The 24,701-nt window shown below is 60.9% G+C and carries 12 protein-coding genes; 11 read left to right on the top strand and 1 reads right to left on the bottom strand.

The window, feature by feature from the left end; all coding sequences use genetic code 11:
* The first annotated feature begins 16 nt into the window (after positions 1–16).
* The 8 genes from BBB56_RS14530 to lplT all read left to right on the top strand — a co-directional run bounded on the left by BBB56_RS14530 (position 17) and on the right by lplT (position 17,103).
* Positions 17–2,290, top strand: coding sequence for a molybdopterin guanine dinucleotide-containing S/N-oxide reductase (locus BBB56_RS14530; RefSeq protein WP_123801663.1), 2,274 nt, complete (start codon positions 17–19; stop codon positions 2,288–2,290).
* A 271-nt stretch (positions 2,291–2,561) separates the two neighbouring features.
* On the top strand, positions 2,562–4,289 hold the full coding sequence (locus BBB56_RS14540; protein ID WP_123801665.1) for a penicillin-binding transpeptidase domain-containing protein: 1,728 nt from the start codon (positions 2,562–2,564) through the stop codon (positions 4,287–4,289).
* Between the two features lie 442 nt (positions 4,290–4,731).
* Complete coding sequence (locus BBB56_RS14545; protein ID WP_123801666.1) at positions 4,732–5,970, top strand: efflux RND transporter periplasmic adaptor subunit; 1,239 nt, start codon at positions 4,732–4,734, stop codon at positions 5,968–5,970.
* Entirely contained in the window at positions 5,967–9,185 is a 3,219-nt protein-coding gene (locus BBB56_RS14550) for an efflux RND transporter permease subunit (RefSeq protein WP_123801667.1), read from the top strand. Before BBB56_RS14545 ends, BBB56_RS14550 begins: the two co-directional genes overlap by 4 nt.
* Positions 9,182–12,283 (top strand): efflux RND transporter permease subunit, encoded by a 3,102-nt coding sequence (locus BBB56_RS14555; RefSeq protein ID WP_123801668.1) that lies wholly within the window; start codon positions 9,182–9,184, stop codon positions 12,281–12,283. The genes BBB56_RS14550 and BBB56_RS14555 overlap by 4 nt, the downstream gene beginning before the upstream one ends.
* Before the next feature lie 3 nt (positions 12,284–12,286).
* Positions 12,287–13,675 carry an efflux transporter outer membrane subunit gene (locus BBB56_RS14560; RefSeq protein WP_123801669.1) on the top strand — a complete coding sequence of 463 codons (1,389 nt, stop codon included), beginning with the start codon at positions 12,287–12,289 and terminating at the stop codon, positions 13,673–13,675.
* 78 nt (positions 13,676–13,753) lie between these two features.
* Complete coding sequence (gene aas, locus BBB56_RS14565) at positions 13,754–15,904, top strand: bifunctional acyl-ACP--phospholipid O-acyltransferase/long-chain-fatty-acid--ACP ligase (RefSeq protein ID WP_123801670.1); 2,151 nt, start codon at positions 13,754–13,756, stop codon at positions 15,902–15,904.
* Entirely contained in the window at positions 15,901–17,103 is a 1,203-nt protein-coding gene (lplT, locus tag BBB56_RS14570; protein ID WP_123801671.1) for a lysophospholipid transporter LplT, read from the top strand. Before aas ends, lplT begins: the two co-directional genes overlap by 4 nt.
* 132 nt (positions 17,104–17,235) lie before the next feature.
* On the opposite strand, the gene barA is transcribed toward lplT, so the two are convergent.
* Positions 17,236–19,965 (bottom strand): two-component sensor histidine kinase BarA, encoded by a 2,730-nt coding sequence (barA, locus tag BBB56_RS14575; RefSeq protein ID WP_123801672.1) that lies wholly within the window; start codon positions 19,963–19,965, stop codon positions 17,236–17,238.
* A gap of 89 nt (positions 19,966–20,054) precedes the next feature.
* On the opposite strand from barA, the gene rlmD reads away from it, so the two are divergent.
* Genes rlmD through mazG form a run of 3 tightly spaced genes read left to right on the top strand, consistent with a single transcriptional unit; the run spans position 20,055 to position 24,485 of the window.
* Positions 20,055–21,371 carry a 23S rRNA (uracil(1939)-C(5))-methyltransferase RlmD gene (gene rlmD, locus BBB56_RS14580; RefSeq protein ID WP_123801673.1) on the top strand — a complete coding sequence of 439 codons (1,317 nt, stop codon included), beginning with the start codon at positions 20,055–20,057 and terminating at the stop codon, positions 21,369–21,371.
* 33 nt (positions 21,372–21,404) lie between these two features.
* The gene (gene relA / locus BBB56_RS14585; RefSeq protein WP_123801674.1) at positions 21,405–23,636 is read left to right on the top strand and encodes a GTP diphosphokinase; all 2,232 of its coding nucleotides are present in this window, start codon (positions 21,405–21,407) and stop codon (positions 23,634–23,636) included.
* A gap of 60 nt (positions 23,637–23,696) precedes the next feature.
* Complete coding sequence (gene mazG, locus BBB56_RS14590; RefSeq protein ID WP_123801675.1) at positions 23,697–24,485, top strand: nucleoside triphosphate pyrophosphohydrolase; 789 nt, start codon at positions 23,697–23,699, stop codon at positions 24,483–24,485.
* The last annotated feature ends 216 nt before the right edge of the window (positions 24,486–24,701 follow it).

Below are 24,701 nucleotides of genomic sequence, written 5' to 3' on the forward strand. Positions count from 1 at the left end.
GCCATGAAACGAAACCATGAAAAAGCGAGTGCCACATCTGGCGCACTGGGGCGCGTTCACCGCCATTACTGAAAACGATCGTCTGATCGGTTGCGAACCCTTTTTTGCTGACGCCGATCCCTCGCCGATGCTGAACACCATCCCTGAGCTGGTCTACTCCGACAGACGCATTAAGCAGCCGATGGTGCGCCGCTCCTGGCTGAAATCCCGCGAGAACAGCGACCGCACGCTGCGCGGCCGGGAAGATTTCGTCGCCGTCGACTGGGAAACCGCGCTGGATCTGGTGGCGGACGAAAACCGCCGCATCCGCGAACGCTACGGCGCGTCAGGCATTTTCAATGGCTCTTACGGCTGGTCGTCGGCAGGGCGCGTCAACCATGCGCGCACCCTGATCCGTCGTTTTTACTTTCAGGGCGGCGGCGGGGTCGATCAGCAGGGCAACTATAGCTGGGGCGCCGCGCAGTTCTTCCTGCCCTATGTGATTGGCACCTATATGCCGCTGACCGGCCGCGTCACCGACTGGCCGCAGGTGGTGGAACACGCCGACATTTTTGTCGCCTTTGGCGGCCTGGCGTTGAAAAACGCTCAGGTGGCGTCAGGCGGAGCGGGCCAGCATAGCCTGAAGCCGGCGCTGGAGCAGCTGGCGGCCAAAGGCACACCGGTGATCAACATCAGCCCGATGCGCGACGACTGCCCGGCGTTTGTTAACGCCGACTGGATCCCAATTCGCCCCAATACCGACGTGGCGCTTATGCTGGCGCTGGGCTATGAAATCACCCGGCGCAACGCGGTGGATGAGGCGTTTCTCGCCAGCCACTGCACCGGCTGGCCCCAGCTGCGCGCCTACCTGCTGGGCGAAAGCGACGGCGTGGCGAAGACGCCAGGCTGGGCGAGCCGTATCACCGGCATTCCGCCGGAACGCATTGTGCAGCTGGCGGCGCAGCTGGCGGGCAAGCGCAGCTTTATTACCTGTTCCTACTCGGTACAGCGCGCCCATCGCGGCGAGCAGCCCTACTGGATGATGATTGCCCTGTCGTCGATGCTCGGCCAGCCGGGCCTGCCGGGCGCAGGCTTCTCCTTTGGCCACGGCTCCATGAACAGCGTAGGCAATCCGCGTCAGGACGGTCCCGCGCCGCTTATGGCCACGGGTCCGAATCCCTCCGGCCTGTCGATTCCGGTGGCGCGCATCAGCGATATGCTGCTTAATCCCGGCCAGCCCTACACCTTTCAGGGCGAGACGCTGCACTATCCCGATATTCATCTGGTGCACTGGGCGGGCGGCAATCCGTTCCATCACCACCAGCAGCTAAACCGACTGGTGGAAGGCTGGCAGAAGCCGGACACCGTGGTGGTGCAGGATATTGTCTGGACGCCTGCGGCGCAGATGGCGGACATCGTTCTGCCTGCCACCACCACGCTGGAGCGTAACGATATTGGCGGCTCTTCGCGCGACCGCTTTGTGCTGGCGATGCATCAGGCGATCAGGCCGCAGCACCAGGCGCGCAACGACTTCGATATTTTCGCCGATCTGGCCGAACGCCTCGGCTATCGCGACGCCTTTACCGAAAGCCGCAACGAGCGCCAGTGGATCGAGCACCTTTACCAGCAGTGCGCGGTGGCGCACGCGCGCAAAGGCATCGACTTCCCGGAGTTTGCCGAGTTCTGGTCGCGCGGCTTTGTCGAAATCCCGGAGGGCGGCAAGCCCTACGTATTTATGGATGATTTCCGCGCCGACCCTGAGCGCCACCCGATTCAGACCGCCAGCGGTAAAATCGAACTCTTTAGCGAGACCATCGCCAGCTACGGCCTGGCCGATTTCGCCGGGCATCCGGAGTGGCGGGAGCCGCAGGAGTGGCTGGGCGCGCCGCTAAGCGAGCAGTTTCCGCTGCATATGATCTCTATTCAGCCGTCGGATCGTCTGCACAGTCAGCTTGACGCTACGCCCACCGTGCAGGGCAATAAGACCGCCGGACACGAAACCCTCTATATGCATCCGCAGGACGCCGCGCCGCGCGGCCTGGCAGAAGGTGACGTGATTGAGGTGCGCAACGCGCGCGGCGCGATGCTGGCCGGCGTTCGTCTGACCGACGGGCTGACGCCGGGCGTGGTGATTGTCGCCACCGGCGCCTGGTTCGACCCTGGCTTTGGCGCTGAATGGCAGCCGTTCGACCGCGCAGGCAATCCCAATGTGCTGACGCTGGATATTGGCACCTCGTCGCTGACGCAGGGACCCAACGCCATGAGCTGCCTGGTTGAAATTAAAAAACACAGGGTTTGCAAAAACGCTTAATAAACTCATGGCTGGTTACATTTTGCCGGACACTGTTGCGTTTAGGCGATGGCAGCCCTTCTCTCTGCCTTGCTACAGTCAGGGTCCCAGAGGTATTGATGGGTGAACATCAACTGATTTTCTTGATTACACCGACCTGCGCAGATGCGCAGGTTTTTTTTTGCCTGCCGCGCGATTACGAACTGATACACAGTTTTTCTGTTAACCGCCTGACGCTTTCTTTATAACTGCTCGCCTGGATATTTTTTTATTTTTTTCGCAGCGGATTGCTATGCCCCGGATAAAAAAACTACTGGGAAAAGACCAGATCAAAGCCCCTTTTAACCCGTTTCGCTTTCGCCTGATCTGCCTCGGCGTGCTGACCTGCATGGTCATACTGATGGCGCGCATTGCCGATTTGCAGTTCCTCAATCAGCCGATGCTGGAGCATGAGGCGGATCAGCGCTCGCTGCGCACCGTAACGCTGCCCACTAACCGCGGCACCCTGCTGGATCGCAACGGCGAAGCGCTGGCGCTGTCGGTGCCGTCGCGCGACGTGATTGCCGATCCGCTGCGCGTGCTGGAGGCCAATCCCGATTTTTTCAGCGCGAAGTGGGCCTATTTAGCCTCGGCGCTGAATATGCGGCCTGAGCAGATTGCCGCGCAGATCACCGCCAGTCCTAAACGTCGCTTTCTCTATCTGGGTCGCAAAGTCGAGCTGGGCATCGCCAAAGATATTGCCGAACTGCATCTGAAAGGCATCAGCGAAGTTTATGACGACAGCCGCTTCTACCCGATGAGCGAAGCGGCCGCGCCGCTGATCGGCATCGTCGGGGCGGACAATACCGGTCTGAACGGGCTGGAAAAAGGTTATGACAAGCTGCTTCAGGGCGTGCCGGGCAAAGAGGTCTACCGTCAGGACGCCGCGGGCAACATTATCTCGATGCTGAGCTATACGCCGCCCACGCAGCCGCCGACCGTGCAGCTCAGCATCGACAAGTTCGATCAGTACACGCTCTACAGCAAACTGCGCGACGGCGTGCTGCTGAATAAAGCCGACTCAGGCGCCGCGGTGCTGATAAAAATCGACACCGGCGAAATTCTCGGCATGGCCTCGTACCCGTCGTTTAACCCGAACAACTACGACGGCGCGACGCCCGCGCAGATGCGCAATGCGGCCATCAACGACAGCTATGAGCCTGGCTCGACGGTGAAGCCGCTGGTGGTGATGGAGGGGCTGGAGCGCCATCTGGTGCGTCCGGACTCGGTGATCGATACCACTCCCTACAGCGTTAACGGCCACCTGATCCGCGACGTCGGCCACTGGCCGCGCCTGACCATGACCGGCATTTTGCAGAAGTCGAGCGACATCGGCGTTTCCCATATCGCGCTGGCGATGCCTGCCGAAGCGCTGGTCAATACTTATCAGGCGTTTGGACTGGGCAAACCCACCGGACTGGGGCTGACCGGCGAGAGCGTCGGCTATTTCCCGGCGCACCGTCAGCGCTGGGCTGACATTGAACGCGCCACCTTCTCCTTTGGCTACGGCCTGCGCGTGACGCCGCTGCAAATCGCGCGCGAATACGCCACGCTCGGTTCGTTCGGCATTTACCGTCCGCTCTCTATTACCCGCGTGACGCCGCCGGTGCTTGGCAAGCAGGTGGCCAACCCGGAAACGGTAAAAGAGGTGGTGCATATGCTGGAGAGCGACGTCCTGCCGGGCGGAACCGGCGTCAAAGCGGCGGTGCCGGGCTATCGGCTGGCGACTAAAACCGGCACGGCGGAGAAGATGGGTGCCAGCGGCAAGTATGACGGCGGCTATATCAACTATACCGCCGGTATTGCCCCTGCCAGCCATCCGGAAGTGGCGCTGGTGGTGATGATCAACCATCCTACCGCTGGCGACCACTTCGGCGGCTCGGTGGCCGCGCCCATCTTCGGCAATATCATGGGGCCGGTGCTCAAGCATATGAACATCGCCCCGGATGCCATCTATACGAAGGCTTCGGATAAATCTTAGAAAAATCAATGTGTAACCAGGTAGGGGAGTTATTCATACCTGGTTTCATTTCGCCGAACTCCGTTGCGTTTTCGCGCTGTCCTGTCCCGCTTCAGAGTGCGAGGATAGCAGTCCCAGAGGTATTGATCGGTGCGAAAACACGCTGCTCCAGGCAGTGCTATCCGCAAGGATAAACCACCCTGTTCATTGCACCAACCCACGCGGATGCGTGGGTTTTTTTTTATATTTTCGCCATCGCCGATCCTCTTCAGAGGCTGTCGCAGCCGCCTTCTCCTGCGGCAACGCGGCAGTAAAGCCTGATTTTTCTTAACGAAAACCTTACGGTTTTCCGATGGAAAAATAACCGGCACTTCGCGGATAATACGCGGCGCTACGATCCTGGCTCTTAATAACCTTCTGAATTTAGTGGTTTTTTATTTCTTCTTGCTGGCAAAATTTAACAATGACTAAATCGTCCCGTTCCTCACGCGCCCGCTGGTTTAAGTGGCTGCTGTTGTTCCTTCTGCTGGCGATTATCGCCGGCGTTGTCTGGCGTATTCTGCCGACTGGTAAAGGGCAGGGCGGTATGCCGCCAGGCGGGAGAGCAGGCGCGCATGGGGGGCGCGGCGGCCCGCCAGGTATGGCGATGATGGGCGGCGGCGCAACCCTGGTGCACAGCGGCGTCGCCGCCACTGCCGACGTGCCAGTCTACCTTAACGCGCTGGGGACGGTGATCCCTGACGCCAGCGTCACCGTCACCAGCCGCGTCGACGGTCAGCTGGAGAAGGTTTACTTTACCGAAGGGCAAAAAGTCGAGGCGGGTCAGCTGCTGGCGCAAATCGATCCGCGCAGCTTTGAGGCGACGCTGAATCAGTATCAGGCTGAGCTGAGTGAAAATCAGGCGCTGCTGAACAGCGCCGAGCTGACGCTGGCGCGCTACCGCAAACTCTACGCGCAGGACTCGCTGGCGCGGCAGGATCTCGATACGCAAATCGCGACCGTGGGCCAGTATCGCGGCGCGGTCGCCGCCGACCGGGCGCAGATCGCCAGCGCAAAGCTGAACATTGAGTATGCGCGTATTACCGCGCCGATCAGCGGCCGCGTCGGGCTGCGTCAGGTCGATCCAGGCAACATGGTGCAAAGCTCCAGCAGCACCGGGCTGGTGACCATTACCCAGATGCAGCCCGCCGCCGTCACCTTTAGCGTGCCGCAGAGCAACATTCCTGAGCTGATTAAGGCGCTGCATAGCGGCCAGGCGCTGCCTGCGACCGCTTTCGATCAGGACAACAGCACAACGCTGGCGCAGGGCGAGGTGAAGTTCATCAGCAACCAGATCGACACCAGCACCGGCACCGTGGCGCTGAAGGCCACCTTCGCCAATGACGATGAGGCGCTGTACGCCAACCAGTTCGTTAATCTGCGCCTGCAAACCCGCATTCTCAAGGGCGCAACCGTGATCCCTTCTCAGGCGCTTCAGCTGAGCAGCGACGGCAGCTTTGTGTTTGTTATCGGTAAAGACAACACCGTGACGCGCAAAGCCGTGACCGCCGGACCGGCGTTCGGCGACGACCAGCAGGCGATCCTGAAGGGCGTCGAGCCGGGCGATCGTCTGGTTACGGAAGGTATTGATCGCCTGACCAACGGCAGCAAAGTCGCGCTGGCGGATGAGACGCAACCGACCGTCACTGCCGAGGCAAAATGAACCCGTCACGCCTGTTTATCCTGCGTCCGGTCGCTACCATTCTGCTGATGGTGGGCGTGCTGGTCGCCGGCATTTTTGCCTATAAATTTCTCTCTACCTCGGCGCTGCCGCAGGTGGACTATCCGACTATTCAGGTCACTACCCTCTATCCCGGCGCCAGCCCCGATGTGATGGCGTCATCGGTGACGTCGCCGCTGGAGCGGCAGCTGGGACAAATGGCGGGTCTCAGCCAGATGACCTCCACCAGCTCCAGCGGATCTTCAATCGTGACGCTGAAGTTCAGCCTCGATCTGTCGCTCGACGTGGCGGAGCAGGAAGTGCAGGCGGCAATCAACGCGGCGAATAACCTGCTGCCGAACGATCTGCCGAATCCGCCGACCTATAAAAAGGTCAACCCGGCGGACAGCGCGGTGATCACCCTGGCGGCCAGCTCAGAGAATTTGCCGCTGACGCAGGTGCAGGATCTGGTGAATACCCGCGTGGCCCTGAAGCTGTCGCAGATTTCCGGGGTCGGCATGGTAACGCTGGCCGGCGGTCATCAGCCGGCGATCCGCGTGCAGATGAACCCCACCGCGCTGGCCGCGCACAACCTGACGCTGGAAGACGTCAATACGCTGATTAGCAACAGCAACGTTAACGGCTCCAAGGGCGGCTTCGACGGCAAATATCATTCGGTCACCATCGACGCCAACGACCAGCTGCGCACTGCCGATGAATACGGCAACCTGATCCTTACGTATCAGAACGGCGCGGCGCTGCGCCTGAAAGACATCGCCCATATCGAACAGGGACCGGAGAACAGCTTCCAGTCCGCCTGGGCCAATAACAGCCCGGCCATCGTCATCAGCGTACAGCGCCAGCCCGGCGCGAACGTGATTCAGGTGGTGGATAACATCAAGGCCGCGCTGCCGACGCTACAGGCTGCGCTGCCGGACGGCGTGAAGATGACCATTCTTTCTGACCGCACCCAGACCATTCGCGCCTCAATCAGCGATGTGCAGTTCGAGCTGATGCTGTCGATCGCGCTGGTGGTGATGGTGACCTTCCTGTTTCTGCGCAACGTGGCGGCGACGCTGATCCCCAGTGTGGCGGTGCCGCTGTCGCTGGTTGGCACCTTCGGCGTGATGTATCTGGCCGGCTTCAGCCTTAACAACCTGTCGCTGATGGCGCTGACCATCGCCACCGGCTTTGTTATCGACGACGCCATCGTGGTGGTAGAGAACATTTCGCGGCGGCTGGAGGAGGGGGAAACGCCGATGCAGGCGGCGCTGAAAGGCTCGCAGCAGATAGGCTTCACCATTATCTCGCTGACCTTCTCGCTGATTGCCGTGCTGATCCCGCTGCTGTTTATGGGCGATGTGGTTGGACGGCTGTTCCGCGAGTTCGCCATTACCCTGGCCGTCTCGATTCTGGTTTCAATGCTGGTGTCGCTGACGCTGACGCCCATGCTGTGCGCTTATCTGCTGCGCCATATTCCACCGGAGCAGCAGTCACGCTTTGCGCGCAAAGGCGGCGAGATGTTCGATAAGCTGATCCGCGGCTATGACCGACTACTGACCGTCGTGCTTAATCACCAGAAGCTGACGCTGCTGGTGGCGCTGGCGACCTTTGCGCTTACCGCGCTGCTTTATCTGGCGGTGCCGAAAGGCTTCTTTCCGACCCAGGACACCGGACTGATTCAGGGCGTCACGCTGGCGTCGCAGGATGTCTCCTTTAGCGAGATGGCGAAGCGTCAGCAGGCGCTGGCAAAGGTGGTGCTGGCGAATCCGGCCGTGGAGAGCGTGTCGTCCACTATCGGCATTGACGGCAATAATACCAGCCTGAACAGCGGTCGGCTGCAAATCAACCTGAAGTCCTTTGACGCGCGCGATGTCAAGGCCGACGCGGTGATCAAACAGCTTCAGCAGGCAGCGACGCAGGTGGCGGGTATTCAGCTCTATATGCAGCCCGCGCAGGATCTGACGGTTAACGATCAGGTCACGCCGAGCCAGTATCAGTTCTCGCTGGACGACGCCGACAGCGAAAACCTGGTCACCTGGTCGCCGCAGCTGGTGGCGGCGCTGCAAAAGCGGCCAGAGTTTAACGGCGTCGTCAGCAACCTGCAGGATCAAGGCCGCGTCGCCTTTGTCGAGCTGAACCGCGATAAAGCGGCGCGCTACGGCATTACCGCCTCGGACGTTGACACTGCGCTGTATAACGCCTTCGGCCAGCGGCTGGTCTCTACCATTTTCACCCAGTCAAATCAGTATCGCGTGGTGCTTGAAGTTGCACCGCAGTACCAGCAGTCGCCTGCTTCGTTTGAGGATGTGTATCTGGCGCCGTCGACCAGCAGCGACAGTACCAGCACGTCAACCACAACCAGCACGTCATCCACAACCAGCACGTCAACTACAACCAGCGCCTCAACGACGTCCAGTACGACTACAGACAGCAGCAGCAGCGGAATGGTAAAGCTGACCTCTGTCGCCACTATTCATCAGCGCGTCGGTTCGCTGATGCATATGCGTCTGAACCAGTTCCCGGCGGTCATGATCTCTTTCAACCTCAACAGCGGCTACTCGCTGGAGGACGGGCAGAAGGCGATTGCCGAGGTGCAGCGGCAGTTGCAGATGCCGTCGAGCATCACGCTGCGCTATCAGGGCGAAACCTCGGCTTTCCAGAGCGCCACCGGCAATACGCTGTGGCTGATCCTCGCCGCGCTGCTCACTATGTACGTGGTGCTGGGCATTCTCTATGAGAGCTTTATTCATCCGGTGACCATCCTCTCAACGCTGCCGTCGGCGGCGGTCGGCGCGCTGCTGACGCTGCTGCTGGCGGGCAGCGAGTTCAGCCTGATCGCATTGATTGGGGTGATTTTGCTGATCGGCATTGTGAAGAAGAACGCCATTATGATGATCGACTTTGCGCTGGAGGCGGAGAACAAACAGCGCCTCAGCCCGCGCGAGGCGATCCATCAGGCCTGTCTGCTGCGCTTCCGTCCGATACTGATGACCACCATGGCGGCGCTGCTCGGCGCGCTGCCGCTGATGCTGGCATCGGGATCCGGCGCGGAGCTGCGCCAGCCGCTGGGTCTGGTGATTGTCGGCGGCCTGATCGTCAGCCAGGTACTGACGCTCTTCTCCACGCCGGTGATTTATCTGTGGTTTGACGCCATCGCGCAGCGCGGCAACGCCTGGGTAAAACGTCGTCAGCAGCAGACGCGAGGCGAGTCATGAACCTGACACGGCTGTTTATCTTCCGCCCGGTCGCTACGCTGCTGCTGACGCTGGCGATCCTGCTGCTGGGCGCGCTCGGCTATCGGCTGCTGCCGGTCGCGCCGCTGCCGCAGGTCGATTTTCCCACCATTATGGTGAGCGCCAGCCTGGCGGGCGCCAGTCCGGAAACCATGGCGGCCACCGTCGCGACGCCGCTGGAGCGGTCGCTGGGGCAGATTGCCGGTATCACCGAGATGACCTCCAGCAGTTCGCAAGGCTCCTCCAGCATCATTTTGCAGTTCGAGCTGGACCGCGACATTAACGGCGCGGCGCGCGACGTGCAGGCCGCCATTAACGCCTCGCGCAGCCTGCTGCCGAGCAGCATGGAGTCGCTGCCGACCTACCGCAAAGCCAATCCTTCCGACGCGCCCATTGTGATGCTGGCGCTGACCTCCGAGACGCGCACGCCTGGTGAGCTGTACGATCTGGCCGAAAGCAAGATCGAACAGGCGATGGGCCAGGTCAAAGGCGTTGGCGAAGTGTCGCTGATGGGCAGCGCGCTGCCTGCGGTACGTATCGATCTCCAGCCGCAAAAGCTGACGCACTACGGCATTTCGCTGGATACGGTGCGCAGCGCCATCGCCAACAGCACCACCAACCTGCCCAAAGGGATGTTGCAGGGCAGCAGCACGTCGTGGGTGGTGGACAGCAACGGCCAGCTTGATAAAGCGGCGCAGTATCGCGATCTGATCGTCACCTATCAGTCAGGCAAAGCGGTGCGACTGCACGACGTCGCCACCGTCTACGACTCGGTGGAGGATCAGTATCAGGCCGGTTTCCTCAACGCCGCGCCGTCGGTGATGATCGGCATTAAGCGTCAGGCGGGCGCCAATATGCTCGATACCATCGACGCGATTAAGGCGCAGCTGCCCGCGCTGGAGAAAGATCTGCCGGCTGACACCCAGCTGAAAGTGGTGATCGACCGATCGCCCGGCGTGCGCGCCTCGCTCTACGACACCGAGGAGACGCTGCTGATTGCCGTGCTGCTGGTGATCGCCGTGGTGTTTGTCTTCCTGCGCAATCTTCAGGCGGTGGTGATCCCGGCGCTGGCGCTGCCGGTGTCGCTGATCGGCACCTGCGCGGTAATGTACCTGCTCGGCTACAGCCTCGATAACCTGTCGCTGATGGCGCTGATTATCTCTACCGGCTTTGTGGTGGATGATGCGATTGTGGTGCTGGAGAATATTACGCGCCATATCGAAGAAGGCTCAGGACCGGTGCGCGCCGCGGTGCGGGGCGCGCGCGAAGTGAGCTTTACCGTATTGTCGATGACGGTGTCGCTTATCGCCGTGTTTATTCCCATCCTGCTGATGGGCAGCATCGTGGGCCGCCTGTTCCGCGAGTTCGCCGTCACGCTCACCGTGTCGCTGCTGATCTCGATGTTCGTCTCGCTCAGCCTGACGCCGATGCTCTGCTCGCGGCTGCTGAAGCGCAGGCCGCGCGTGACGAAAAGACCGCATCCGGTTTATCAGTTCATTGAGAACCAGCTTAACGCGCTGCTGGCCGCCTATGCGCGCGGGCTTAACTGGGTGATGCGCCACCAGAAGCTGACGATGTGCAGTCTGGCGCTGACCGTGCTGCTGAATCTGTTTCTTTATAGCGTGGTGCAGAAGGGTTTCTTCCCTAATCAGGACACCGGTCTGCTGATGGGCGCGCTGCGCGCCGACCAGAATATTTCGTTTCAGGCGATGAAGCCGAAAATGCTGATGTTCACCAGTATTATCCAGTCCGATCCGGCGGTAGAGAGCGTGATGTCCTCGATGGGCAGCGGCATGTTTGGCTCGCGCAACAGCGCCAACTTCTTTGTGCGGCTAAAAGATTTCAGCCAGCGCGACGCCACCGCCACCGAAGTCGCCAACCGGCTAAGCATGAAAACCAGCCATATCGCCGGCGCGCAGATGTTTCTGATGGCGGCGCAGGATTTGCATATCGGCGGCCGCAGCGCCAACGCCAGCTATCAGTACAGTTTGCAGGCGGACGATCTCGATCTGCTGCGTAGCTGGACGCCGAAAGTGCAGGCGGCGCTGGCGGCGATCCCGCAGCTCAACAGCGTCGACTCCGATTCGCAAACCGGCGGCCAGGAGGTCGTGATCAATATCGATCGCGACCGCGCCACACGGCTCGGCGTTGACGTGCAGATGCTGGATACCCTGCTGAACAACGCCTTTAGCCAGCGCCAGGTCGCCACGCTTTATCACACGCTCAATCAGTATCACGTCGTGATGTCGCTCAACAGCAGCTACACGCGCGATCCGGCGATACTGAATGAGCTGTATGTCATTAACGACAGCGGCGATCGCGTGCCGCTCTCCGCCTTCGCCAGCCTGACAAGCGGCAACGCGCCGCTGTCGGTGGCGCACCAGGGCCAGTCAGCGACCAGCACCATCGCCTTTAACCTCAACGACGGCGTCTCGCTGGAAGAGGCTCAGGGGCTAATCAAGCAGGCGATGGCAAAGCTTGGGCTGCCGTCCACGATTCAGGCTGGCTTTGCCGGGACGGCGGCGGCCTTTTCCCAGCTGACGGCGACGATGCCCTGGCTGATTGTGGCGGCGCTGGCGGCGGTTTATATCGTGCTGGGCGTGCTCTATGAGAGCTATGTGCATCCGTTGACTATTCTCTCAACGCTGCCGTCGGCGGGCGTCGGCGCGCTGCTGCTGCTGCTGCTGACCAATACGCAGCTCACGGTGATTGCGCTTATCGGCATCATCCTGCTGATCGGCATCGTAAAGAAAAACGCCATTATGATGATCGATTTCGCGCTCGACGCCGAGCGTCGTCTTGGCCTGACGCCGCAGCAGGCGATCGTCCAGGCGTGCCTGATGCGTTTTCGCCCCATCATGATGACCACGCTGGCGGCCTTCTTCGGCGCGCTGCCGCTGGCGCTCGGCAGCGGCGGCGACGCCGACCTGCGCAGCCCGCTTGGCATCGCCATTGCGGGCGGGCTGGCGCTCAGCCAGCTGCTGACCCTGTTTACCACGCCGGTGGTCTATCTCTGGTTCGACCGTCTGAGTCGAGCTTCTCAACGTCAGTGGCGTCGTTTGCGCCATGCGGAATCCTGATCGATGAAAAAAGTGTCTCTCATGTTACTGCTGCTGCTCGGCGGCTGCGCTGTTGGTCCCGACTATCAGCGTCCCGCCGCCAGCGTGCCGCTGCGCTATAAAGAAGCCAAAGGCTGGCAGCGCGCCGTGCCGCAGGACGATCAAAGCAAAGGCGAATGGTGGGCGGTTTATCACGACGCCACGCTGAGCAACCTGTTGCGGCAGGTCAGCATCTCTAACCAGAACGTCGCCAGCTACGCCGCGCAGTATCGCGAAGCCCAGGCGCTGGCCGCCCAGTCGCGCGCCGCGCTCTTTCCGTCGCTCGCCTATGACGTCAGCGGAACGCGCAGCGGCACACGCTCCGTCACTACTGGCGCGCGCAGCACCACCAACAGCAACTCGGCGCAGCTGAGCGCCAGCTGGGAGCTGGATTTGTGGGGCAAACTGCGCCGCACGCGCGAGGAGAACAACGCCAGCGCCGAGGCGAGCGCCGCCGAACTGGCCAATGTTACGCTGAGCGCTCAGTCAGAGCTGGCGCAGGACTATTTTCAGCTGCGCATTATGGATGAGAAGATTGCGCTCTATCAGCAGAGCGTTGACGCCTACGCGCGCTATCTGAAGGTGATTGATAACAAATATCAGTCAGGCAGCGAGTCGCGCGCCACGCTGGCGCAGGCGCAGATGCAGCTGGAGAGCGCCCGCGCCTCGGCGCTCGACTATCAGTGGCAGCGCGCCCAGCTGGAGCACGCCATTGCGCTGCTGGTCGGAAAAGCGCCTGCGGAATTTAGCCTGCCGACGGCAAAGCTGAGCGCGACGCTGCCGCCCCCGCCGCACGCGCTGCCTTCGCAGCTGTTACAGCGCCGTCCTGACATCGCCTATGCCGAACGCAACGTCGCGGCGGCTAACGCGGCGGTCGGCGTGGCGATTGCCGGTTACTACCCCGACCTGACGCTGAGCGCCAGCGGCGGCACCAGCGCGTCGGCGCTGCATAATCTCTTTTCGCTGCCTTATCGCGTCTGGTCGCTGGGGCCGGATCTGAGCGGCACGCTGCTCGATTTTGGCGCCACCTCGGCGAAGGTCGATCAGGCGCGCGCCGCCTATGACGCCAGCGTCGCCAGCTACCGTTTATCCGTGCTGACGGCGATGCAGGAAGTCGAGGATGACCTGGTCGAACTCGCTACGCTGAGTAGCGAACTGGACGCGCAGCGGCGCGCGACCGACGCCGCGCGCGAGTCGGCGCGCGTGACGCGCAATCAGTATGAGGCGGGAATGATCGACTACCTCGACGTCGCCACCACCGAGACCAGCAGTCTGAGCGAGCAGCAGAGCCTGCTGACGCTGGAGAGCACGCAGTGGGTCACCAGCGTCGCTCTGATCGCCGCGCTGGGCGGCGGTTATCAAACGGCACAGTAATTCTCGCGCTTGCGCTTGTCGAACGACGTCAGATCCTGCATCGTTAGAAACCTTTTTTAACGGTGCTATGGAGCTGGCATGTTGTTTACATTTTTACGTCTGGTCTGCCGCCTGCTGTGGCGGGTCGAACTGCGTGGCGATACCGCCGCGCTGCACAAGGAAAAAGTGCTGATCGCGCCGAACCATATGTCTTTTCTTGACGGCATACTGCTGGCGCTGTTTCTGCCGGTCAGGCCGGTTTTTGCCGTCTATTCCACCATTAGCGAACAGTGGTATATGCGGCTGGTGAAGCCGCTGATCGACTTTGTGCCGCTCGATCCCACCCGACCCATGTCGATCAAACAGCTGGTGCGGCTGATCGACAGCGGTCGTCCGGTGGTGATCTTCCCGGAAGGGCGCATCACCGTGACCGGCTCGCTGATGAAAATCTACAGCGGCGCGGGATTTGTCGCGGCGAAGTCGCAGGCCAGCGTGGTGCCGATGCGTATTGAGGGCGCGGAGTATTCGCCGTTTGGCCGCCTGGCAGGGGTGTTTAAGCGACGTCTGTTTCCCCGTATTACCCTGACCATTTTGCCTGCTACTCATATTCCGATGCCGGAAGCGAAGCGCGCGCGCGACAGGCGTCAGCTGGCCGGCGAGCATCTGCACCATATTATGATGGAAGCGCGTATGGCGGTGCGCCCGCGCGAAACCCTGTTTGATGCTTTCCTTAACGCCCGCACCCGCTACGGTTTTTTCAAACCCTGTATCGAAGACATTAACTTCAAAGCGGACAGCTATAGCGCGCTGCTGAAAAAAGCGCTTGGCGTCGGGCGCATTCTGGAACGCTACGGCCAGCCGGGCGATATTATCGGCCTGCTGTTGCCCAACGCGACGGTAACGGCGGCGGCGATCCTCGGCGCGTCAATGCGCGGTCGCGTGCCGGCCATGCTCAACTACACCGCGGGCGTGCAGGGGATGCGCGCGGCGCTCGCCGCCTCGCAGGTGAAAACCGTCTTTACCTCGCGCCAGTTTCTGGAGAAGGGCAACCTGTGGCATCTGCCGCAGGGGCTGACAGAGGTCGAGTGGGTCTATCTGGAGGATCTGCGCGACACGGTGACGACCCAGGACAAGCTGTGGATCCTCGGCCATCTGCTGTTTCCGCGCCGCGCGCAGGTGGCGCAGCAGCCGGAAGACGCCGCGATGGTGCTGTTTACTTCGGGTTCGGAAGGCAACCCCAAAGGGGTGGTGCACACCCATAAAAGCCTGCTGGCGAATGTGGAGCAAATCCGCACCGTGGCCGATTTTACCCCGCGCGATAAATTTATGTCGGCGCTGCCGCTGTTTCACGCCTTTGGTCTGACGGTGGGTCTGTTTACCCCGCTGATGACCGGCGCGCAGGTGTTTCTCTATCCCAGCCCGCTGCACTATCGCATTGTGCCGGAGCTGGTTTACGACCGTAACTGCACCGTGCTGTTCGGCACCTCTACCTTTCTCGGCAACTACGCGCGCTTTGCCGCGCCCTATGATTTTGCCCGCCTGCGCTACGTGGTGGCGGGCGCTGAGAAGTTGCAGGAGGCGACGCGCCAGATCTACATGGAAAAGTATGGCATCCGCATCCTGGAGGGCTATGGCGTAACCGAATGCGCGCCGGTGGTGGCGATCAACGTGCCGATGGCGGCGAAGGCGCACACCGTCGGCCGCATTCTGCCGGGGATGGATTCCCGCCTGATGTCAGTCGAGGGGATCGAGCAGGGCGGCAGGCTTCAGCTGCGCGGCCCGAACATTATGAAAGGCTATCTGCGCGTGGAGAAGCCTGGCGTGCTGGAAGCGCCCGCCGCCGATAACGGCGAAGGACAGATGGAGGCGGGCTGGTACGACACCGGCGATATTGTCAGTTTCGATGAAGGCGGTTTCTGCCAGATTCAGGGACGGGCTAAACGCTTCGCCAAGATTGCCGGAGAGATGGTCTCGCTGGAAATCGTGGAGCAGATCGCCCTGAAAGCGTCGCCGGAAAAACAGCATGCGGCCTCGCTGCGCGCCGACGGCAACCGCGGCGAAGCTCTGGTGCTGTTTACCACCGACAGCGCGCTGAAGCGTGACGCGCTGCAAAGCGCCGCCCGCGAGCTGGGCGCGCCGGAGCTGTCGGTTCCGCGCGACATTCGCGTCATGAAAACGCTGCCGATACTGGGCAGCGGCAAGCCGGACTACGTCAGCCTGAAAAAAATGGCGGAAGAGGAGCAATCATGAGCACCCTTAACGCGCAGGACGCCTCGCTGACGTCACGCGGCATGATGGCCGTGATGTGCGCCCAGTTTTTTTCCGCCTTTGGCGATAACGCGCTGCTGTTCGCCACGCTGGCGCTGCTGAAAAGCCAGCTCTATCCCGACTGGAGCCAGCCGGTGATGCAGATGCTGTTTGTCGCGGCCTATATTCTGCTGGCGCCTTTTGTCGGCCAGCTGGCGGACAGCTTCGCCAAGGGGCGCGTGATGATGTTCGCCAACAGCCTGAAGCTGCTGGGGGCGCTGCTGATCTGTTTCGGCTTTAATCCCTTTGCGGGCTATACGCTGGTGGGTATTGGCGCGGCCGCCTATTCGCCGGCCAAATACGGCATTCTCACCGAGCTGACCTCCGGCGAGAAACTGGTGAAGGCTAACGGCATGATGGAAAGCTCGACCATCGCCGCTATCCTGCTCGGCTCGCTGTCAGGCGGCGTGCTGGCCGACTGGAGCCTGCTGGCGGCGCTGGTAGTCTGCGCCATTACTTATGCGATAGCGGTGGCGGCCAATCTGTTTATTCCCAGCCTGCCGGCGGCGCGCGCAGGCCAGAACTGGCGTCTCGGCGCCATGCTGAACCGCTTTTTCCATGCCTGCGCCACGCTATGGCACAACGCGGAGACGCGCTTTTCCCTGCTTGGCACCAGCCTGTTCTGGGGCGCGGGCGTTACGCTGCGTTTTCTGCTGGTGCTGTGGGTGCCGGTCGCGCTGGGTATCAGCGATAACAAAACTCCCACCACGCTCAATGCGATGGTGGCGATTGGCATTGTTATCGGCGCAGGCGCGGCAGCGAAACTGGTGACGCTGGACACGGTGCGCCGCTGTATGCCTGCTGGCGTGCTGATTGGCGTGATGGTGGTGATCTTCTCGATGCAGCACTCGCTGGCGAGCGCGTATCTGCTGCTGATGGTGACGGGCGCGCTGGGCGGCTTCTTTGTGGTGCCGCTCAATGCGCTGTTGCAGGCGCGCGGCAAAGCGAGTGTCGGCGCGGGCAATGCTATCGCGGTGCAGAACTTCGGCGAGAATATCGCCATGCTGGTGATGCTGGGGCTGTATACGCTGGCGGTAAAGGCGGGCGCGCCCGCCGTCACGACCGGTATCAGCTTCGGCGCGCTCTTTGCGCTGGCGATTGCGGTGCTGTGGGTGTGGCGTCCGAAAGCCGCCGCGCGTTAAGCGCGCGGATGCGGGTCGGGCCATAAACCTGGCTCCTCTGCGGGCCGGAAGCCCGACCCGCTACCTGCCGACAGCGCCGCTGCGGCGCGGCAGCGGGATGCGTTTTAGCAGGCCCGCTGGCTCTGGCGCTGTTCAGGTCTCGCCGAGCACTCTCCGCGCTTCGCGCGCCACGTTCTCCATTTCGTCCTGCAACTCCAACAGCTCCGGCTCCAGCGCGTCTATATCGCTGCTCTGGCGCAGGTTCTGCTCCAGCTGACGGCAGAGCTGCTTCATGCGCGGCACGCCGCTGTAGCTGGCGCTGCCGTGCAGTTTGTGAATAATCTCGCGCAGTCCCTGCACATCGTTCGCCACCATAAAAGCATCAATCTTTTCGTGCACTTCCGGCAGGAAATCCAGCAACATTGTCAGCATATCGCGCGCCAGATCGGGTTTGTTCGCGGCCTGACGCAGCGCCAGCTCCCAGTCGAGCGACGGCGAGACCGCCGGCACCGGCGTGGCGATGGTCGGCAGCGCCGGGCTGTAGCGCGCCAGCAGCTGGCTGAGCTTGCCTTCGTCAATCGGCTTCGCCAAATAATCGTTCATACCGGCGTTAATCAGGTGCTCGCGTTCGCCGTCGATGGCGTGGGCGGTGACCGCTACAATCGGCGTACTGGCGTGCAGCGGCATGCCGCGAATGATTTCGCTGGCGCGGATGCCGTCGATGTCCGGCATCTGAATATCCATCAGGATAATATCCAGCGGCTGCTGACGTGCCGCGGCAATCGCCTGCTCAGCGTTATTGCACAGCAGGATGTGCTGCACCTGCTCCTCCAGCAGCGCGCCGATTAACTTCAGGTTGGCGGGGTTATCGTCCACGGCCATAACCCGCAGCGGCAGGCGCGTGCTGTTGGGCAGATCGCTGCGCTGGCGAGTGTGCAGTTCGGCCAGCATCGGCATCAGACGCGTCGTGGAAACCGGTTTGGTGATGCAGCCGTGAATGCCGCGCGCTTTGAGCCGATCCGCCAGCAGCATCATGGCGCTCGGCAGCGCCAGCAGCACGCAGTCGGCGCGGCTGAGCATCGCCTCGATAAAGCTATCCTCCAGCAGCGCCTGCTGCGTGATGTTAACCGGCACGCCCACCAGCAGCAGCGGATAGTGCGGCTCGCTCAGGCCTGCCAGCGTTTTGCTGTACTCCACCTGCAATGGCGTGACGCGCAGCATTTTCAGCGCCGCGTCGGCGGAGGCGTCGTGCGCCTCGACGTAGGCCATACGCGAGCGCGACAGCACATCGAGGGCGCGCGGCAGCGTCGGGGCATTGGGATTAAGATCGAGCTGTATCCGCACCCAGAAGGTCGAGCCTTCATTGATACGGCTGTGGAAGGTAATCTCGCCGCCCATTTCACTCACCAGTTTCTGGGTGATCACCAGACCCAGGCCGGTACCGCCGTGACGACGGGAGATGCTGGCGTCAGCCTGGCGAAACGCCTGAAACAGCTGGCTCTGCTGCTGCTCCGAGATGCCGATGCCGGTATCATGCACCTGAATCTCCAGCTCAACGCGCGTGGCGCTGACCGCGCGCTGCTCGACGCGCAGATCGATGGTGCCGCGCTCGGTAAACTTAATCGCGTTGCCCAGCAGATTGATCAGAATCTGTTGCAGACGCAGCGGATCGCCAATGACATTATCCGGCACGCTGCTGTCGCACAGCACCGTCAGCTCCAGCTCTTTGTCATGCGCCGAGGGGGCCAGCAGCACGATGGTTTCATCCAGCGTGGCGCGCAGCGGGAAAGGGATCGACTCCAGCACCAGCTTGCCCGCCTCCAGCTTAGAGAAGTCCAGCACGTCGTTGATGATGCTGAGCAAATTATTGGCCGAGCGCTCAATGGTGTGCATATAGTCGCGCTGCGCGGTGCCGAGAGGCGTCTTGAGCATCTGGCGGGTAAAGCCGATGACGCCGTTAAGCGGCGTACGCAGCTCATGGGACATATTGGCGAGAAATTCCGATTTAATGCGCGCGGCTTCCTGCGCCCGCTTTTTAGCCAGATCCAGCTCAACGTTCTGGATCTCCAGCTGCTCCAGCGTTTCCCGCAGATCCCAGGTCGCCTGATCGATATTGTGCTGCATCTCTTCATGGTAGGCGGTCAGCGACATCGCCATGGCGTTAATGCCGTTTTTCAACATGCTCAGCTCGCCCAGCATATAGCCCTCCACCCGGCTGTCGAGCTGACCACGGCGGATGCGGTCGACGGTGGTCACCATATTGCGTATCGGGCCGGTGACGTCGCGCATCAGGCGATAGGCGAACAGCATGGCGATACAGAGGCAGAACAGCAGCATCAGGGTAGCGATAAACACCTCTTTATACTGCTGCAAACGCACCGACTGAAGATCCAGCTCAATGGCCACATAGCCCAGCGGATTGCCCGCCGGTTTGTTCACATCCTCAGGCTGCTCGTCTGGCGCGAAGCCTTCCGAGGTGATGGGCGTACGCAGGATCAACAGCGTTCCCTGACGCTCTATGGACACCTCATCGGGCAGCGCGCGAATATCCTCTTTTTGCAGCAGGCTCAGGTTCTGATTGCTATTGGAGGTGACGTAAAGATGATTATCGTTGTCGAACACCGAAATGGCGCGGACAATAGTGGAGTGGCGGCGATGCAGCAGGCTGACCAGTTCGCGGATAGCATCGCGATTGTGCGAGGTCATACTGTATTCGCTGGAGACGGCCAGCGGCTCGATGATATTCGCGCCCGCGTCGACGACCTGTCGTTGCAGTTCGTTATAGCGGTGCACCACAAAAAATGAGCTGAGCAGCAAACCAACCATCAGCGTCGGTGCCAGAATCAAAATCATCATTCGCGCCCGCAGGCTGTATTTCGTCATAATAGTCGCCGGCTTTTGCAAGCCCTTATCCCTGTGCCGCGGTGAGAGCCGCCTGTGCACGCCGAATTTTATTGAGAATGTAGAACACTATGGCGCAATTTTACTCCGCAAAACAGCGCGCGACGACTAAGCAACGCATTATCGTTACCGTGAATGAGCTTGATGCTTTTGGTCAGGGCGTCGCGCGGCATCAGGGCAAGACCCTGTTTATTAGCGGCGCGCTGCCGGACGAGCAGGCGGAAGTGGCGCTGGTAGAGGAGAAACGACAGTACGCGCGCGGCAAAGCAACGCGGCTGTTAAGCCTCAGCCCGGATCGCGTCACGCCGCGCTGTGCGCACTTTTCCCGCTGCGGCGGCTGCCAGCAGCAGCACGCCGCAGAGCCGTTGCAGCAGCGCAGCAAGGCCGCGGCGCTGTCGCGCATGCTGAGCCAGGCCGCGCAGCGCAGCGTGGCGGTGGACGACATTCTTGCAGGTCCGGCCTGGGGCTATCGCCGCCGCGCGCGACTCGGCTTGCAGTGGCAGCCGAAAACGCGCGAGCTGCAAATGGGCTTTCGCCAGGAGGGGAGCAACGATCTGGTGGCGATTCGCGAATGCCCCATTTTGACGCCCGAACTTGAGGCGTTGCTGCTGCCGCTGCGCGACTGCCTGCGCGCGCTGAAGGCCGCCAGCCGGCTGGGACACGTTGAGCTGGTGCTGGCGGATAACGGTCCGCTTATGGTGCTGCGCCATCTTGACCCGCTGCACCCTGACGATCGCGAAAAACTGGAACGTTTTTCGCATGAGCATAGCCTGATGCTGTTTCTTGACGCAGGCGGCGACGCGCTGGAGAACGTCGGCGGCGGCGAGCCTTATTATCACGCCGCGGGCGTGCGGCTGAATTTTAGCCCGCAGGACTTTATTCAGGTCAACGACGCGGTTAATCAGCAGATGGTCGCGCAGGCGATCCGCTGGCTCGATCTGCAACCTGACGATCGCGTGCTGGATCTGTTTTGCGGCATGGGAAACTTTACGATCCCTGTAGGAAAATTCGTACAAAATGCTGTGGGTGTGGAGGGCGTTGCAGCATTAGTGCGGCAGGCAGCGTATAATGCGCAGTTGAATAATCTTAAAAATGTCCGTTTTTTCCAGCACAATCTGGAGGAAGACGTTGCGCGCCAGCCGTGGGCGGCGCAAGGCTTTAACAAGGTATTGCTCGATCCGGCGCGCGCCGGGGCTGCGGGCGTGATGGCGCATGTGGTTAAACTTGCGCCAGAACGCGTGGTCTATGTTTCGTGTAATCCCACAACGCTTGCTCGCGACAGCCAGACATTACTGTCGGCGGGCTACCATCTGGAAAGGGTCGCGATGCTGGATATGTTTCCTCATACCCGTCATCTCGAATCCATGGTGCTGTTCAGCAAAACATAAGCGGCAGGTGATGTCGCTGTGGCAGGAGAGGATATGGTTGCGGTCAGAAGTGCGCATTTAAATACGGCAGGAGAGTTTGCTCTCGATCAGTGGATCGCCAGTCTTGGTATTGCCAACCCGCAATCATGTGAACGCATCGCTGAAACCTGGCGCTACTGCGAGGCTCAGACGCAGGATCATCCCGATCAGGCGCTGCTGCTGTGGCGAGGCATTGAGATGGTGGAGATCCTCTCCATGCTCAGCATGGACATCGAAAGTTCCTGCGCCGCGCTGATCTTCCCGCTGGCCAATGCCGAGGTGGTGAGCGAAGAGAAGCTGAGCGAAACCTTTGGCGACGGCATTGTGACGCTGGTGCACGGCGTGCGCGATATGGACGCGATTCGCCAGCTTAAGGCGATTCATAACGACTCCATGGCCTCCGAACAGGTGGACAACGTTCGCCGTATGCTGCTGGCGATGGTGGAAGACTTCCGCTGTGTGGTGATCAAGCTGGCGGAACGCATCATGAACCTGCGCGAAATGAAAGACGCGCCGGAAGATGAACGCGTGCTGGCGGCTAAAGAGAGCACCAATATTTATGCGCCGCTGGCGAACCGGCTCGGTATCGGCCAGCTGAAGTGGGAGCTGGAGGATTACTGCTTCCGCTATCTGCATCCTGACGAATACAAGCGCATCGCCAAACTGCTGCATGAGCGCCGCATCGACCGCGAACAGTACATCGAGAATTTTGTCGACTCGCTGCGTAAAGAGATGGTGAAAGAGGGCGTGCGCGCCGAGGTGTATGGCCGTCCGAAACATATCTACAGCATCTGGCGTAAGATGCAGAAGAAGTCGCTGGCGTTTGACGAACTCTTTGACGTGCGCGCGGTGCGTATCGTCGCCGAGCGCTTGCAGGATTGCTATGGCGCGCTCGGCATTGTCCATACGCTCTATCGCCATCTGCCTGCCGAGTTCGACGACTACGTGGCGAATCCCAAGCCGAACGGCTATCAGTCGATCCACACCGTGGTGCTGGGACCGAAGGGCAAAACCGTCGAGATCCAGATTCGGACGCGTCAGATGCACGAAGATGCGGAGCTGGGCGTCGCCGCGCACTGGAAATACAAAGAGGGACCGGGCAGCAGCAACGCGCGCGGCGCGTCCGGTCACGAAGAGCGCATTGCCTGGCTGCGTAAGCTGATCGCCTGGCAGGAAGAGATGTCTGACTCTGGCGAAATGCTGGAAGAGGTGCGCAGTCAGGTTTTTGACGATCGCGTCTATGTCTTTACGCCAAAAGGCGACGTGGTGGATTTGCCCGCCGGCTCCACGCCGCTCGACTTTGCCTATCATATTCACAGCGATATCGGCCACCGCTGCATCGGCGCCAAAATCGGCGGCCGCATCGTGCCCTTTACCTATCAGCTACAGATGGGCGATCAGGTAGAGGTCATTACCCAGAAGCAGCCGAATCCCAGCCGCGACTGGCTCAACCCGAACCTCGGCTATATCACCACCAGCCGGGGACGCGCCAAGATCCATAACTGGTTCCGCAAGCAGGATCGCGACAAGAATATCGCCGCAGGCCGCCAGATCCTCGACAGCGAGCTGAACCAGCTGGATATTAGCCTGCGCGAAGCGGAGAAACTGCTACTGCCGCGCTATAACGTCACCTCGCTGGACGAGCTGCTGGCGGCCATCGGCGGCGGCGACATCCGGCTTCACCAGATGGTCAACTTCCTGCAGGCGAAGCTCAATAAACCGAGCGCGGAAGAGGAAGATCGCGAGGCGCTGCGCCAGCTGACGCAGAAGAGCTACTCGCCGCCGTCGCGTAAAGAGAGCGGCCGCGTGGTGGTCGAAGGCGTCGGCAACCTGATGCATCATATTGCGCGCTGCTGCCAGCCGATCCCCGGCGATGATATTGTCGGATTTATTACGCAGGGGCGCGGCATTTCCATCCACCGTGCCGACTGCGACCAGCTGGCCGAGCTGACGTCCCACGCGCCGGAGCGTATCGTCGACGCGGTGTGGGGCGAAAGCTACTCCAGCGGCTATTCGCTGGTGGTGCGCGTCACCGCCAACGATCGCAGCGGGCTGTTGCGCGACGTCACGACGATTCTCGCCAACGAGAAGGTGAATGTGCTGGGCGTCTCCAGCCGCAGCGACACCAAAAAACAGCTGGCGACCATCGATATGGATATTGAAATCTACAATCAGCAGGTACTGGGGCGCGTTCTGTCGCGTCTGAACCAGGTGCCTGACATCATTGACGCCCGACGTCTTCACTGATTTGCGGGATGGGCGTATGCTCATCCCCCGTTTTTCCCCTCCTGCCCGAAAGGATTTGCCATGAACTCTCTCGATCGCCTGCTCACCATTATGCAAACCCTGCGCGATCCGCAGCGCGGCTGCCCGTGGGATCGCGAGCAAACGTTCGCCTCTATTGCGCCCTATACGCTGGAAGAGACCTATGAAGTGCTGGACGCTATTCAGCGCGAAGACTTTGACGATCTGCGCGGCGAGCTGGGCGATCTGCTGTTTCAGGTGGTGTTCTACGCGCAGATGGCCAGCGAGCAGCGGCGCTTTAACTTCGACGACATCTGCAACGCCATCAGCGATAAGCTGGAGCGCCGTCATCCGCATATCTTTGGCGACGCCAGCGTGGCAAGCAGCGCGGAGGTGCTGAAAAACTGGGAGGCGATTAAAGGCGCGGAGCGGGCGGAAAAGGCGCAGCATTCGGCGCTGGATGATATTCCCAGAGCGCTTCCGGCGTTGATGCGCGCCCATAAAATCCAGAAGCGCTGCCATAACGTGGGGTTCGACTGGACCTCAATTGGTCCGGTACTGGATAAAGTGCATGAGGAGATTGACGAGGTGATGCACGAGGCGCAGCAGGCCACCGTCGATCCCCACAAGCTGGAAGAGGAGATCGGCGATTTGCTGTTCGCCACCGTTAACCTGTCGCGCCATCTCGGCAGCAAAGCGGAAACGGCGCTGCAAAAGGCCAACGATAAGTTTGAACGCCGCTTTCGCGCGGTTGAAGCTATTATCGCCGCGCAGGGATTAAGCATGCAGGAGGCGACGCTCGATCAGATGGAAGCCGCCTGGCAGCAGGTGAAAAACGGCGAAAAACGCTGATTATTCCAGCCGTGCGTAATATTTAGCCGGTCACGCTTACTCGATTCAGCCTGAGAAAAAAGTTGTGACCTGCATCAACATTTCCTCGGCCGCTATCCGCTATGTTACCCGCAGCAATGCGTTGGAGGATGGCGGTGATTCATCAATTGTGGCTAGCAGGGGTTTCCGGTATACTGTTTTCCCGTCCTGGTTATTCCACCGTCTTTAAACCTAAAC

Source organism: Candidatus Pantoea deserta, from assembly GCF_003813865.1.
Lineage (GTDB): Bacteria > Pseudomonadota > Gammaproteobacteria > Enterobacterales > Enterobacteriaceae > Pantoea > Pantoea deserta.